Raw genomic sequence first — 14872 nt, forward strand, 5'->3', positions numbered from 1 at the left:
GCTTATATGTAAAAATGTTTCGCTCTATCCCAAAAGCCCTGACTGGACTTTCCCCAAGTACCAGTCAGGGCTTTTTTATTTCAAGGCATGCGCAATGGATGTCCCTTATGCACCTGCACTATTTTTTGAATGGGGGAATCGGCTCCAGACATGGGAAGCTGGGCTGTGGCATAATCAGCACAGGGAACACCGGGCATTTATCAGCAGCCTTTTTAAGCAGTTTTTTGACAAATTTAATTTTCTTTGCTTCCTTCATGACAATCGCTCCTTCCAAATATCGTATATCCTTCATCCTTTGCTATTACATACGATTCTTGAGCACTTTCATTACAAGCTGTAAAAAAATTTTTCACCAAAGCTGCTCTAAAAAGTTCAGCCATTCAACAGTTCCATGATAGCATCCTTGGTAAACTCCTTGCCCAGTCTTTCGTCCGTTATCCCTCTGCCATAGAAATCTACATACGCCCAGCCGCTTTTCCTTTTCTGCAGCAATATGCCGCCCAGCGCGAGCAGATTCTTGAAGTCCTTGAAATTATTGGCAGAAACCGCACAGTCCTTGATGTTTTTCCGCATGCGATTCAGCATCGTATCCCGCTCGGTCTCCCACATCCTAAGTTCCGTAGTTTTATGGTGCTTATGAGCAGTTTTAGACTCCCAGGCTCTTTCCTGCGCGCTATCCTTTTGCAGCTTGCGCCTGTCCTTAGCCTTCCGAACTGCTGCCTCACATTCATCCAGATGATTGAGGATTGCCTCCCGGCTTTGATACGCAGCATTATCGGTCATATCCACCAGTTTAATTTGTGCTCTGGTAACCGCGACATAATAAAGATTGAGTTCCTGAATGAAATCCTTGAACCGTTCATCCTGCTGCTCTAAATGACTCATGCCCGACCTGATTTTCACCGAATTGAAACGGCAGCGCATATAGAGGAACCCCAAATCCGGGAAATCATCCATCAGCCTTACGGTATGCCATTCCAAACCTTTACTGGTATGCGCATTGGTCAATACGATTGGCGCTTCCGGATTGTTCATGCGCCGGGCTATGTCCAAGAGTTCGTACAAATCATCCTCATAATTCTCTGCAATCTTCATTGCGGACAGTATTTCCACATCCGCAGTGCTGTCTGCATAATCTTTCAGCTCCTCCTTGCCGTGCAGACGATTCAAGAACTTGAACTCACCCACAAAGTCATGACGCTGGTCGAAGAGAAATTCCTTGACCGCGATGGCCGTCTTGAATATATCCTCGGGCTTCTTGACCAGATAAACTCGCGCTGGCGTATCCCGGTATTCATCAATCAAATCCACCAGTGACGAATTTGTCCGGGTAATGCAGGCCGTCTGCTTATTCTTCAGCTTCTCTTCATTAATCATGGAATTCATCGGATAATACGGCACTTGTCCATCGTACAGCATGTCCATGAAAACCTTCATATAGAGATTCGCCTTGTCCAAAATCGGCTGCCGCGCACGGAACGAATTCGTCAGCTGAAGCGTCACATCGGCTTTCTGCCGTGCCAAAGCATTGATCGCTCCGCGAAAGCCATAGATGGACTGATGCGAATCCCCCACAAAAATCCGGCTGCAGGAAGCCCGATTGATAATGCTGAGCGTCACAGGATTGCAGTCCTGACTCTCATCCACCAGAATGCAGTCGTACAATCTTCCCAATCCCTGCTCCTCCGGCGAAAGCAGCTGGAAAAGTTTCAGATAATGGTCATGCGGCATGGGCAAAGTCCCTTCTGCCACCAGCTCAAAAATCTTTTTTACGTCCCGGCCCGGAAAATCATGCTCCGCAGATATGAGGAATTCCTTATACCGGTTAAGCAGCAGATAAAGTTCGTAATTCTCCTTGTTCGGAAAACATTCATGGAGCATGTCTGCTTTAATAGCTGCTAACGTCGGACGTGACCCGCTATGGAAGAAATGTCTGTACGCCATGCTATGCATAGTCATAGCCCTGGTATTGGCAGGGAATACCTGATTGGCCTTATCGGCGATACTGCGGTTGAAGGCCAGATACAAAAATCGCTTCTGCGGATTTGCATTGGTCACAGCCACCAAAGTGGTAGTCTTACCCGAACCGGCACAGGCGTCAATTTTCATAACCTGACCATGCTGCAGTCCCTGTGATGCTTTTATAATCTCTATCTGTTCAGACGATGCTCGCATTATTCTCTCTCGTTTCCTTATTCATTCTCATATCCGATAATTATACTCCTGTTTGCAATTCCGTGTCTACGGCCAAACGCCCGCATTTGACATGTCAAATTTACCACAAAGGCGGCCTGCCGGCTCTTTCGAGTCAGCAGGCCGCCTTTTTCAAACCATGAAACGCTTATTTTCCACCCTTTTTCCACGGGCATACGCCATCCTTGCAGCCATCATCGCTTTGCTGATAATTGCTGTTATCAGGCTTATCACTCTCTGCCGCCATAGCTGGAACAGCAGCAGCCATAACCAGCAACGCCAGCAGCAGGGCACAGATTTTCTGCTTCATATATATACCTCCCCATCTTTCATCTTAATGCGTATCTGCAGCAGTCTTAGTGGCCGACGCCTTAATCCCCAGATGCAGGGCTTTTTGCGGACAGGCCTCAACACATTGACCGCACAGAATACACTCAGGAGAATGAAGCTGCGCCACCGGGTCAATATCCATGGGACAGACCTTGCGGCAAGTGCCGCAGGATACACAGCTTTTTCCATCCAGATGCAGCCTGCAGATACTGACACGATTCAGCAGACCATAAATCGCTCCCAGCGGGCAAAGCATTTTACAAAAAAACCGGCTGATAAACAGACAGCCGACGAGCACCGCCACCAATATCACAGACTTTAAGACAAACAAACCGCCAATGGCCTGCCGATACTCCGCATGCGTCAACAGCAATGGCACAGCAGCCTCCAGTGTACCTGCCGGGCAAATGTACTCGCAAAAGGCTGGTGCTCCCACACCGTTAACCATGAGAAGCACCACTGGCAATAGCAGGACAAAGACCACGAGCAGCAGGTATTTGACATAGCGCAGCAGCGGGAATAGCTTCCTTTTCTGCACCGGCAGCTTGCTCAGCAAATCCTGCAGCAAGCCGAAGGGACAGAGAAAGCCACAGGCCAGCCGCCCCCAGAGCACACCGAGCAGCAGCAAAAAACCGCCGACATAAAAGCTGAAACCATAACCAGCTGTCCCGCCGGCTGCCTGCAGTGCCCCCAAAGGACAGGACAAAGTGGCTGCGGGGCAGGAATAACAATTGAGCCCCGGCGCGCACAGATTCTTGGCACTTCCCTTGTAGAGCCTGCCGGAAGTTAAGTTCAGCAATTCCTGATTGGTGAGCACGGCCGCTAGGAGCTGTACAAACCGGCGATTGCATGAACGGGTGATATTCATCAGCTCACCCCAATCCTATACATTCCATACACACGCGCACAGCCTTATGCAAAATTATCCGGGCCTCACCACGCCATAGCCCCCACAGTATGCAACAGACTGCCAGAGCCAGCAGCAGACTGCGGATTTTGCCCAATCTAGTCACTTGAGATACCTCTTAACCTGTTCTTTGTACTTCGCTACCTCAGCACCAATGACCTTTTCGCCAATGATATTGCCATTCGAATCCACGAAAATGGTCGTGGGTACGGCTTCGATATTTGACAGGAACTCTAACACTTTGTCGTCAGGCAGAATATTTACAAAGCCGACATTGGCATCTTTTAAGATTCTGACAGCAGCTGCCGCTGTTTCTTTGTCACTAGGGCCGCTGGCATCACATACAATGCCGATAATCTGCGCATCCTGCGGCATTTCCCTGGCCCAGCGTCCCAGCTCCGGCATTTCTTCAATGCAGGGCGGGCAGAAGGTTCCCCAGATATTTACGACCGTTATTTTCTTGCCCTTGAAAATATCCTGCGTAACGGTATTGCCAGCAACATCTACCGTCTGGAACGCCGGGAACTTATTACTGTTTGCCGTTTCTTGGGCGGCTTTGCCATTTTCAGCCGAACAGCCCGAGGCTAGAAAAATACTCGAAAATGCTACCATCGACAGCAATAGGATTCTAAACAGTTTGTGCATAGTAATTCCTCCTCTAACTCACCATCCTTAATATTACATCTCCTGTTATATAATTCAATTTCAAGCGTCAAAATACCTGCATCAAAAAGAAAAGGCTATGCACTTATTTGCAAAAATGCCAAAAAGGACTTTTCTCCTATAATCTTTTGTGGTAGACTAGGAACATCTTTATTGTAGGTCTTTTGATAAAGGAGCATGTGTAATTGAAAGTACCAAGCTATATGATCTCTTCCTATGTAGGAAGACGGGTAATCACGCCGTCCCAGCGCGATGTTTTATTCCATGCGTTCTCGCAGAGGATGAACATAATTGTCTGTGGAAACCTTGGGGTAGGCAAGACAACCTTCCTCAACGCTATCGCCAACGAACTGCATCACATGGGGGGACATGTTGCACTGGTGCAAAATTTTAATGAGTTCTCCTTCCGGGAGTCCGCGAAAATCCATCCGATTTTCACCTTCAATTCTCCCATATCTGACTTCAACCAGGCCCTTGCCTCTGCCAAAACTGGAATCGTCATCAACGAATTGGAAGAGGGAACCTCAAAGTCCTTGCTTCTTGCTCTGCGCCGAGGCCGCAAGAACGTGCACTTCGGACTCTCGTCCTGCTCGGATGCAGACCATGCCCTGATGCGCTTTGCCCTGCTTTCCAAAACCTCCTTCAACGAGGTTCCCCACCTCATTGACTTAGTGATTCACATGGAACTTGATTCGCATAACAATCGTAAAATCCATATCAAAGCTGTCGATGGCTTCGATGAAAAGACTTCCGCGTTCATTCTGCGTGATTTCGATTCCCTGACCGATTCGATTAAAGCTGCTTCGTAAATTTTACCTTCTACGTCAAAAACGCAGGCCGCCGGCCTGCGTTTTCTTATGCGTATTTTTGCCTCTTTGTCACTTATTTATGGTATAGCCATACCATCATTTCATTTTCGCCCCTATTGCCCCAGCAATAATAGGGAATCAGTTTGAGTTCCTGTCTATGAAGGGAACGCGGTTTACCATAAGGGCTATACAATCTGTTGCCCTTGGCCTCTCTTACCGCATCCGTATGCAGTATGCCGGCCCCACTAAAGAGCTTGTCATTGTATTCATAGGTAAATTCCATGCCATCTACCAGACGAATGCGTTCCAAGCCATCTCCATTATCAATGGATTCGGCACAGTATACCAGCGGTCCTCTCTGAACGGCCAGCCTGCCAATATCTTCCCGCACTTCCGGTGCAGCCTGATAAAGTGTCGCCTCCATGGGAATTTCCAGCGTAATCCTGTCATCCTTATGCCAGTTTCTCCGCAACGTTACATAGCCATCCTGCTTTTCTTCATGGACCACGCTGCCATTTACGGCAATCTTATAATTCTTAGCCCAAGAGGGAATTCGCAGGGCTATGCCATATCGTCCATCCGTTTTGGTTGTCAGCTCGACATTTCCTTCCCAGGGGAACTGGCTTGTCATGGATAGTGCAACCTTTTTGTCTGCCAGAGACAGCTCCGCTTCTGAACCCACATACAAATCCACATAGATGGTATCATCTGCTGTCGAATAGATATATTCATCCAGGGAACTGATTAATCTTGCCAGATTCGGAGGGCAGCAGGCACAACCGAACCAGGCCTGCCGCGTAGTCTTGATATGACTCTTGCCGGGGTCTTTGCGGCTTAATTCCGGAACAACCTCCAAAGGATTTACATAGAAGAAGTGCCTGCCATCCAACGCCATACCGGAAAGGACGGTATTATACAAGGCTCTTTCCATAACATCCGCATAAGCACCATGACCAGCTTCATCCTTTAGCATATTATGAGCAAAGAACATCAGGCCCACAGATGCACAGGTTTCCCCATACATGGAATCATTGGGTAAATCATAGTCTGCCGTAAAGGCTTCCCCAATTACCGTTGAACCCACAGCCCCAGTAATATACATCCGCTTTTCGGTAATATTCTTCCAAAGCCGCTGGGCCGCCTGACGCATTTTTCCATCATTCTTCAGTCGTGCCAGCATGGCCATCCCCGTGCACATATACATAACCCTTACGGCATGACCTTCTGCTGTTTCCTGTTCTAGAATGGGCTTATGGTTCTGGTAGTAACTGTCCTTGAAGCCTTCCATCCCCTCAATAAGCACGGAAGTATCCGCATCTGCCCGGCACTGCTTCCGGAAGAAATCCGGGTCTTTGCCCCGCTGATAGAGGAAATACCTGCCCAGCTCCAGATAGCGTTTATTGCCGACAGTTTCATACAGACGGAACAGCGCCAGCTCGATTTCTTCATGGCCGTCATAGCCGTGAATCTTATGCTCCTCTGGACCAAAATGCCGATCCAGACAATCTGCCAGACGGCAGGCCGTATCCAATACCAGCTGATTGCCTGTTGCCTTGTGATAAGCCACGGCGGCCTCGATAAAGTGTCCGGCACAATAAAGTTCATGGCTCTGATAAAGCCGCTTGAATTTACGCTCCGGTGCCTCCACGGTAAAGTACGTGCCTAAATAGCCATCATCTTCCTGTGCTGCAGCAATGAGTTCCACCACACTATCTGCTGCTTCCCGAAGATTTTTGTCCTCCGGCACTCTGGCAAGTGTATAGGCAGCGGCTTCGAGCCATTTGTACACATCACTATCCTGAAAGACCATGCCATAATGATGTCCCTGACTGCGGCCTGCGGCAATCTTAAAGTTTTCGATTGCATGACTCTTTTCCGAAGGAATATAATCTGCATCCCTCTCCTTGGCAATCTCAATGTCTTCCAAGTCATTGAGCACCCGCCACTGATAAGGGAGCATTTCCGTGCGGATAAGTTCCATATAGTTCAGCCAAAACTTATCCGTAACTTTTACCTGCGCATTATCTTCTAATACGGTATGATTTACTGCTGCTGAAGTTTTCATCATTGCTGTGCGAGGGCTTCCAAGACCTCTTCCTCCTTCGCTTCATAGTGACTGTAGAAAAGCATCGGAACAATACCTACGGCAAAAATTGCCGCCGGCAGCCAGATAAATACCACCTGAATGCCCATCAAAGCCGTGGCCGACTGAACTGCATTCGGCACATAACCAAAGGCATCCATAACCATCGCGGGGATAAAACCGCCGATACCGGAACCAGCCTTAATACAAAAAGCACTACCAATTGCCGTCAAAAAGCCGCTAGCCCGGATACCGGTTTTCCACTCACCATAATCCACAGTATCTGAAAGCATGGCAAAAGGCATGGAGCAGGCAATCCCCTGACCAATGCAGCTTATGCACCAGAAGGGAATCAGCACGGATAAGTCCGCACCCGCAAAATACATACCGATATGACCTAAAATGGCCAGTACAAAGCCAATAATCATCGTGGTATGCTTACTGGTATGACGAACCAGGAAGGGAATGGAAAGCATCCCCAGTACCTGAATGACCATGAAACCATTAATCATTGCGGCAATGCCCTTGTCCCCCAGCACATACTGGCAGTAGTAAACCACCGTGGACTGGCGGATTGTAAGAGCAATCCAGAAGATAAGATTCGCCAACACCAGAATCATCCACGGCCAGTTTCCTTTGATGGCCCTGATGCTGTCCTTAATGGGAATGCGTTTAATCTTTTCCACGTTTACTTCCCGCAAATTACGGAAAGCAACAAAGAGAAGCACCGCGGCAATGACACCGAAGAATGCCAGCGTCATCGAAAAGCCCAGCTGGTCATTGCCACCACCAAAGTAAGCAACCAAAGGCAGGGTAAAGGTCATGCAGATGAAAGCACCTACATTCCCGCCAACCATGCGGAAGGTGTTAAGAACCACCCGTTCCTCCGAGTTATGGGACAGATTCGGCAGAATTGAAGTAATGGCCGTTTGAATCCCCGTGTAAATAACACCAGCCGCAATATAGGTAACCGCCGCATACGCTATCTTAGCCGTACCGCTTAAATCCGGCGTCGTAAAAGTCAGCCACATAAACACGGCAAAGGGCACGCATAGCCAAAGGAAGTACGGTCTGCTCTGTCCGTATTTCGTCTTTGTATGGTCTACGATAAATCCCCACAAGGGAGCATCTATAGCGTCCAGTAATCTGGTAGCCAGCAGCAGTGTACCGGTTACCGCTACGGACAAACCAAACACATCCGTGTAAAAATAAAGCAGGAAGGAACCAATGATACAATACAGCAGATTCCCGCATCCATCAGTAAGGGCATAGCTTAATCGGCTGCGCAGTTCTGTTTTCTCCGCGACCTTATCTCCAGACATTAAAACTCCTCCTTCTGATTCTCACAGATTGATTTTGACGCGTCCATTTCATCTATGCTCTTATTATAAGCGCATCTGACTTTCGAGGATAGACAGACACTTTACCTATTATAGGACAATATTATCCCATAGAATACTACAAAATTGGACTAAATCGCAGAAAACATGTTATAATTATCCTAACAAAACCATAAAAAGCTTGATAAATCAACTTCTTATATAGGATAAAATTAACCACTGGAGGCAATTCTAAATGTACCTGATATTCCCATGCCCACCTCTTCCTTACCTGATTGTCGGCGGTATGTCCACATTCCGCATCGGTGACCGTCACCTGCGACGCACCCTCCCCCATACCTTTGACCTGATTTATGTTAATCAGGGCGAATTATTTATGGAAGAAAACGGCCAGAACTTTACAGTTTCAGCTGGACAGTTCCTGATTCTGCCTCCCAATCGGCTCCATCGCGGCACAAAAGCCTGCCGCACAGAAACAGTCTTTCATTGGCTGCATTTTTATACTACCGGAACCTTTTCCTGCACAGAATCGCCGGTGCGCGATTCCAACGTCATCCAAAAAAGCTCCCAGCAATTTGAAAAAAAGCCCTTCCACATATCATTGCCACAATATGGCACGATACTGGAAGAGCTTCAGCCGAATATGTTGGATATTATGGAGCAAATCACACAGGTTCGCATTGACCGTAAGGAAAACAGCAAGCGCTTCTCAGATAACACCATCCCGCAACTGAAACTTCAGCAGCTTTTCTTCACCCTGCTGACCTATATTGGAGAATCCAGCCTCGATAAACAACCTCATGATCCAGCTGCTGAAATCTTTGCCTTTTTGAACGACCACTACCGAGAAAATTTGCGTCTGGATGAGATTGCTGACCACTTTTCTTTTCATCCGGCCTATGTTATCCGCTTGCTCAAGAAACGCTACCAGAAAACACCTGGGCAGATTATCCAACAGCTGCGTCTGGAAAAGGCAGCGCAAATGCTCACAGCCAGCAACGCCTCCATCCAGACAATCGCCTATGAAAACGGCTTTAATGACAGCGGATACTTTGCCCGCCTTTTCAAACGCCATTACGGCGTAACACCTCACCAATGGCGGAATAAAACTTATTCCCAATAAGCCACCTTTCCACATACGCGAAAAACGCAGGCCTCTGACCTGCGTTTTTCGTATGCATAATTAACCTGCAAAGCTTCCCCACACTTGTATCAAAAGACATATGTGTCATCACTTCCCCAAGTGACAAAGATTATTATACATCATATGAATATAAAATCAATACTACTTAAGTATAATTTATTAGTTATTTTACCATTAAAGATATTACAGACCTATCTCATCGCTATGTTCAGTCATGCCCTTAATGCAGTAGTTCATAACCTCACTGAGCTCCATTCCCAGCTTTTCGACCCCCTTATCAATGATTTCCCGGTTACACTTGGCAGCGAATCTCTTGTCCTTGTATTTCTTCTTCAGAGATTTAACAGCCATCCCCTCCATCTTTTCCGGGCGCATGAGTGCATATGCCTGTATAATCCCCGTAAGTTCATCCACGGCAAAGAGGCTTTTTTCCAGATTGCTTGTCGGTTCTGCCTCATCTGTCGTAATTTCATATCCATGGGTGATAATAGCTTTGATGTCTTCCTCATCCACACCTTCCGGTGATAACAATTCCCTTACATGATGGCAATGCTCATCCGGGAATTTTTCATAATCCACATCATGAAGCCAGCCAATAGCAGCCCAATAATCCTTATTTTCGCCAAAGGCTTCTGCCATGGCGCCCATAGCCGCACTGACTGCAGCAGCATGATGGAACAGATGCTCCTCGGTGGTATGCTTTGCCAGGATTTCCTTGGCTCTGTCCAAAGTAAGTTTACTCATCTAAAATCCCCCTTTTTTCTTCAGTATAGTTAAACGGACAACAGATGTCAAAAATGATACTGTGTTAATGCATCGATGTCGTAACAAGCCTGATATACCAAAGCAGGATTTCTTCCCTATTGCGCATGCACAGAAACGGATTCTGACGTCATCTTTTTCCAACTCATTCCCATAACCACTACAATAAAGCTTACTCCTAAGCCCACAAAGATAGGTGACGTAGCCGTATGAACCAATCCTGCAAATATCGACGCCCCAAGCGATAACACCATGGAGGCAAGCGCCCAACGTGGCGAAATTGCCCTTGGTCTGAAGATAGCCAGTGTTAGCGGTATAAATATGCCGCAGCCTCTAAGTGCCATAGAAAGGTAATTCCAAAACAGGATTTGGGAATCCTTATGGGTTATGGCAATCAGAATTGCGATTATTATCGCAGCTACAACAGATAAGCGCATCAAGGTTAATTTTCCCTGTTCGGATTGTATTTTTAGAAGTGGCTCCAGCATATCTCTTGCCACCATCGTTCCTACGCCCAAGGATAAGCCCGCAACAGAACCGATTATCCCCAGCACAATCCCGCCCAGTGCTGCACCGCCCATAAGCGGCGACGTATATTGCAGCAAATAAGCAGGTAAGGCAAGCATAGCCGGAATTTCCGGCTGTAATGTTTGCATATAAATCCCCATAACTGCACACGGCAAGCCAACAGGAATCGCCACCATAGCCGCCAATATAAGGCCAATAGCAGCAGTTCGTGGTGTTGCTGCTGAAAATATCGCCTGTATATAGGTCTGTGTACAAATCATCCCCACAATTATAGAGGCAAGATTATTCAGAATGGAACCAGTACTGATGCCCCAGATACTTAGAAAACCTGCTGGCTTATTGACGAGCATTTCTGGCGCCTCCATAAGGCCTTGCCAAGCTACAATTCCCAATGCAAACAAAGTCACGAACAGGATGAGCATCTTCAAAATGCCACCGACAGAGGCGGTTTTCATCCCGCCGAAAAAAGCATACAAAATCACTAACAACAGTAATATACCTGCTGATATTGCATAAGAAAATCCTGTCAAGGCTGCCAGCAAGCCAATTCCCGGCAAGGTACTGACAACAGCACTGAACAAAATCCCCAAAGATGTCGCAAAACTGGTAAAGCGGCCAGCTCCTTTGCCATAGTTTTCGACCAGGTACTGCGATATCGTTTCAAGGCCTGTGTATCTTAGCGGCCGCGCATAAATAAGCCCCATAATCAATAGCGACAGGCCGACGCCAATCGTAAACCATACTGCTGACAAACCGATTGAACCTGCCAACTGGGCTGTCCCTACCGTTGCCCCGCCGCCAACACATGTTCCAGCAATACTGCCAGCTATCATCGGTATACCTGCCGAGCGGCCGCCCAAACTAAACCCTTCGGCTGATTTTACTGACCTTGCAGCATAAAGCCCACCTGCTAAAACCAAACCAATCGTCATGGCCATTATTACCAAATGAGCCAATGAATAATTCACACCAATACGCTTCCTTCCCCGGCAAAGGTCTAAAGATGTCCCTTTACCATTTGCTTATCATCCAGCCTATTTTATCACCTGTCCTTTTTTCAAGCAACGATTAGTCCTTATCACCGTCTTTTCTTTGCTCTTTCCGTCAGATTCTGCGCAGCCTTGTAATCATAAAGCTCCCCATACTGCAGCCAGCTGTCTATGGAGTCAATAATGATATCTAGAATCACATGCGCACTCAGTTCAAAATTGCTTATGGAACAAATCAGTAACTGCTCCCCTGTTTTTACATGCTGAAAATGAATTGTGATTTCATATTTGCGGATAGCCAGAACATATTTATTCTGGGTTGATTGTTCCTGCAGCTGCATAATCCCCGTAACATCTTCGCTAATACTCGCAAAACCAAAGGCTTTGAGCCGTTCAACCAGTTGCGGCCTAATGTTGCGATGGAAATTTTCATTGGCCTCATCACGGTGTTTTTCTAATTCAGTAAACAACGGAAATGTAATCATATTCATCTTCCCCCTCGTAAAAATGCAAGAAAGGCATCCTAAACCATCAGTCAATGATTTAGGACGCCTTTGTCCTGCAATACCAATATACTACCAACAGCAGCTATCCAAGGGTAAAAAAATCCCAGACGAAGCTATATTTCGCCTGGGCTTCTTTGCCACTATTGATGGATTTACAATAGCATATTGCAAATCCAGTGTCAAGTAATAAAAATTGCTCCTCATTCGGTATCGCGTTATAATAAATCTAAAAATGCAGGAGGCACACACTATGACTGAAAAAGAAAAAATGCTCAACCAAATGATTTATGATGCCAATTACGACAAGGAACTAATAGCAGAGCGTCAGAAAGCAAAATCCCTATGTTATGAGTTCAATCATCTGCATCCAGCAAAAGAAGACGAGCAACGTGACATTATGAAACGCCTTCTTGGCCATACCAAAGGTTCTTTTAACATCATGGCTCCCTTCTTATGTGACTACGGATATAACATCGAAATCGGCGAAAATTTCTTTGCCAATCACAATACGGTAATATTAGACTGTGCGAAGGTCACCTTTGGCGACAACGTATTTATCGCCCCTAACTGTGGATTTTATACCGCAGGACACCCGCTGGATATAAAACGCCGTAATCAGGGGCTTGAATATGCCTATCCCATCACCATTGGCAATAATGTGTGGATCGGAGCAGGCGTACATATTATGCCTGGCGTAACCATTGGTGATGGTGCTGTTATTGGCGGTGGCAGCGTGGTTGTAAAGGATATTCCAGCCAATTGTGTTGCTGTCGGCAACCCCTGCAAAGTTATCCGCAAAATTAATCAGGAAGAAATCTCATTATCCAGTAAGGAAAAATCTTTTTAACGCCGTAGGTCCGGTCAACGAGACTGTTCCGCTGGGAACTGGCCCAATAGACTATCCATACAAACAAAATACGCTTCCCCCATACGACCCAAAGATTGGCCCATTACCGCCTAACACCTGTGATCCTCCTATCAAGAGAGCTTAACCATATAAACCGAGAGGCTGTTGTATACGTGAGAAGTCACTTATACAACAGCCTCTTGCTATGTAAGCGCGTATGGAATTAAATTTGCCCAATCAAAAAATATTATCAACGCGCCAAAAAGGCTACCGCATGAGCAGTACGGTAGCCTTTTTGACTGTGTATTATATTTTAGGAGAGCTTTAACGAAAGCCTGAATATAATATAGCATATTTGATAATCATTTTCAATAGTTAAATGAAAAATATTTTCAAATACAAAAAATCCCCAGGTCAATACACAAAACCTTGGGGATTTTTCTTCACGTATATCACGCTCTCCTGTATAGTATTTTACCATGCAAAAGAAGACTTGTCCAAATATTTCTCCGAATCATTATTGTTCATTGGTAAAATACACCATTTACAGAATCACGCCATGAACAACATGAATAGAATGCGCATCTTTGTTGTCATTGCACTTGAGGAAAATACGCAATACCTTCTACAGAAAGCTTGTCAGCTTTTATCCTATTGTTGTATACTATCCTCGTAAAATTACAGATTATTGTCTGATTGGAGATCATACCATGAAGAAAGAACTTCCTCACTTCAAAATCGGCTCAGCCTATGGTGGTACCCAGGAATGGTGCCCTACCTATTGGATGAATATTGGTGGCTGTGCCGCCATCGCTCACGGCGTTTTTTTATGACATCTTCTTATCCTGTTTCCGCGCATAGATATCTGTCGCGAAATCAATCATTTCTCCCCAGCTTCTAAACCGTGTAGTCTTGGCAACGTGCTTATCCATCTGTTCCTCGGGAAGATCCTCAAAATCCTGCTGAGATGTGATATGGAATCTTCCCCCTTGCAGGAATTTCTCGAAGCTGCGGTAGTTCGTATACTTACGCATGAATGATTTATCGAATAAGTCCTCAAAATCCACCGACTACGGAATTGCCCCCGGCAGCTGGTAGTAACCTGTCAGTTTTACCAATGCTATCACCTCAGATTTTTTCTCTAACACACTGCCTGATCACAGGCATTATTTGATATCTGCTTTTATAGACAACCATATTTTCTCCGGCACCTCGTTCACCGTCATTATTCCATGAACCAAGGTGAAGTAGTCCGGCAGTCTGTCCCTGCACCACTGGATTTCTATTCCCAACATATCCTGGGTTATGGCACTCAGGTCGAAGCCAAAGGCATCCAGCGAATATCTCATCTTATCCGGCAACCTGCATGGCTGACCTGCTTTCCGACTGCACTCTCTGCACAAATTGCATCCACCAGAGGAAAGGGATATGCTTCCAGGAATTTCCCTCTCAAGCTTGCGTAGTTTTTCTTCCATGCACAGCTTCACTTCAGACACAATCTTCCAGCCCAGATCTTTTATTTTGTCTGCGGTATCAGCCTCTTCTATCACATGACGTTCCAGATTAATCTTAGCCCCCACCACATTTATCCATGCAAATCGCGATAGATAGGCTTCCGCATCTATATCTAACGGCGGACAGCTCCAGACGGTATCGTACCTTGGGCACTCACGACAATATGCCATGAATTTTTCCTTATCCTGATATCTCTGCCGAAAGAGCCCCATTGGCATCTTATTTTTCCGGTATTCCACAGAATAGTCCATGTCAT

At 46.3% G+C, this 14872-nt stretch carries 17 protein-coding genes; 4 read left to right on the forward strand and 13 right to left on the reverse strand.

The window, feature by feature from the left end; genetic code table 11:
* Positions 1–233 precede the first annotated feature (233 nt).
* The 6 genes from T320_RS14500 to T320_RS01755 all read right to left on the reverse strand — a co-directional run bounded on the left by T320_RS14500 (position 234) and on the right by T320_RS01755 (position 4075).
* Positions 234–380, reverse strand: a complete 147-nt coding sequence (locus tag T320_RS14500; RefSeq protein ID WP_156032692.1) for a hypothetical protein — start codon at positions 378–380, stop codon at positions 234–236.
* Positions 373–2175 carry a UvrD-helicase domain-containing protein gene (locus T320_RS01745; RefSeq protein ID WP_081824744.1) on the reverse strand — a complete coding sequence of 601 codons (1803 nt, stop codon included), beginning with the start codon at positions 2173–2175 and terminating at the stop codon, positions 373–375. The genes T320_RS14500 and T320_RS01745 overlap by 8 nt, the downstream gene beginning before the upstream one ends.
* A 166-nt stretch (positions 2176–2341) precedes the next feature.
* A complete protein-coding gene (locus tag T320_RS14505) occupies positions 2342–2503 on the reverse strand; it encodes a hypothetical protein (RefSeq protein WP_155266720.1) in 162 nt (53 codons plus the stop codon).
* Positions 2504–2527: 24 nt separating this feature from the next.
* Complete coding sequence (locus tag T320_RS01750) at positions 2528–3391, reverse strand: 4Fe-4S binding protein (RefSeq protein ID WP_037352354.1); 864 nt, start codon at positions 3389–3391, stop codon at positions 2528–2530.
* A 4-nt stretch (positions 3392–3395) separates the two neighbouring features.
* Positions 3396–3536 (reverse strand): CD1871A family CXXC motif-containing protein, encoded by a 141-nt coding sequence (locus T320_RS15040; RefSeq protein WP_037371639.1) that lies wholly within the window; start codon positions 3534–3536, stop codon positions 3396–3398.
* Entirely contained in the window at positions 3533–4075 is a 543-nt protein-coding gene (locus tag T320_RS01755) for a TlpA family protein disulfide reductase (protein WP_081824745.1), read from the reverse strand. The genes T320_RS15040 and T320_RS01755 overlap by 4 nt, the downstream gene beginning before the upstream one ends.
* Positions 4076–4278: 203 nt before the next feature.
* Here T320_RS01755 and T320_RS01760 point away from each other — a divergent pair, with 203 nt between their 5' ends.
* Positions 4279–4902: an ATP-binding protein gene (locus T320_RS01760; RefSeq protein ID WP_037352357.1), complete on the forward strand. Its 624-nt coding sequence runs from the start codon at positions 4279–4281 to the stop codon at positions 4900–4902.
* A 73-nt stretch (positions 4903–4975) separates the two neighbouring features.
* Here the strand turns inward: T320_RS01760 and T320_RS01765 are convergent, their stop codons facing one another.
* Together T320_RS01765 and T320_RS01770 are read right to left on the reverse strand one after the other, a co-directional pair.
* Positions 4976–6970 carry a glycoside hydrolase family 127 protein gene (locus T320_RS01765; protein WP_231465822.1) on the reverse strand — a complete coding sequence of 665 codons (1995 nt, stop codon included), beginning with the start codon at positions 6968–6970 and terminating at the stop codon, positions 4976–4978.
* Positions 6967–8307, reverse strand: coding sequence for a glycoside-pentoside-hexuronide (GPH):cation symporter (locus T320_RS01770; RefSeq protein WP_037352360.1), 1341 nt, complete (start codon positions 8305–8307; stop codon positions 6967–6969). The genes T320_RS01765 and T320_RS01770 overlap by 4 nt, the downstream gene beginning before the upstream one ends.
* 253 nt (positions 8308–8560) lie before the next feature.
* Between T320_RS01770 and T320_RS01775 the strand changes: the two genes are divergently transcribed.
* On the forward strand, positions 8561–9448 hold the full coding sequence (locus T320_RS01775) for an AraC family transcriptional regulator (protein WP_037352363.1): 888 nt from the start codon (positions 8561–8563) through the stop codon (positions 9446–9448).
* A gap of 204 nt (positions 9449–9652) precedes the next feature.
* On the opposite strand, the gene T320_RS01780 is transcribed toward T320_RS01775, so the two are convergent.
* The 3 genes from T320_RS01780 to T320_RS01790 form a co-directional block, all read right to left on the reverse strand.
* Complete coding sequence (locus T320_RS01780) at positions 9653–10213, reverse strand: HD domain-containing protein (protein WP_037352367.1); 561 nt, start codon at positions 10211–10213, stop codon at positions 9653–9655.
* A 116-nt stretch (positions 10214–10329) separates the two neighbouring features.
* On the reverse strand, positions 10330–11727 hold the full coding sequence (locus tag T320_RS01785; protein ID WP_197019346.1) for a sodium:solute symporter family protein: 1398 nt from the start codon (positions 11725–11727) through the stop codon (positions 10330–10332).
* A gap of 110 nt (positions 11728–11837) precedes the next feature.
* Positions 11838–12233 carry a hypothetical protein gene (locus T320_RS01790; protein WP_037352370.1) on the reverse strand — a complete coding sequence of 132 codons (396 nt, stop codon included), beginning with the start codon at positions 12231–12233 and terminating at the stop codon, positions 11838–11840.
* Between the two features lie 271 nt (positions 12234–12504).
* Between T320_RS01790 and T320_RS01795 the strand changes: the two genes are divergently transcribed.
* The gene (locus tag T320_RS01795; protein ID WP_037352373.1) at positions 12505–13101 is read left to right on the forward strand and encodes a sugar O-acetyltransferase; all 597 of its coding nucleotides are present in this window, start codon (positions 12505–12507) and stop codon (positions 13099–13101) included.
* Positions 13102–13811: 710 nt separating this feature from the next.
* Entirely contained in the window at positions 13812–13934 is a 123-nt protein-coding gene (locus tag T320_RS15045; protein WP_255327079.1) for a hypothetical protein, read from the forward strand.
* Here T320_RS15045 and T320_RS01800 read toward each other — a convergent pair.
* Both T320_RS01800 and T320_RS01805 read right to left on the reverse strand, forming a co-directional pair.
* A complete protein-coding gene (locus T320_RS01800; RefSeq protein ID WP_231465823.1) occupies positions 13929–14135 on the reverse strand; it encodes a hypothetical protein in 207 nt (68 codons plus the stop codon). The two genes, T320_RS15045 and T320_RS01800, sit on opposite strands and share 6 nt — an antisense overlap.
* A gap of 132 nt (positions 14136–14267) precedes the next feature.
* Positions 14268–14867, reverse strand: a complete 600-nt coding sequence (locus T320_RS01805) for a DUF2284 domain-containing protein (protein ID WP_051608532.1) — start codon at positions 14865–14867, stop codon at positions 14268–14270.
* Between the last annotated feature and the right edge of the window lie 5 nt (positions 14868–14872).

Origin of the sequence: Selenomonas sp. FC4001, assembly GCF_000701565.1 — a bacterium.
Taxonomy (GTDB): Bacteria; Bacillota; Negativicutes; order Selenomonadales; family Selenomonadaceae; genus Selenomonas_A; species Selenomonas_A ruminantium_B.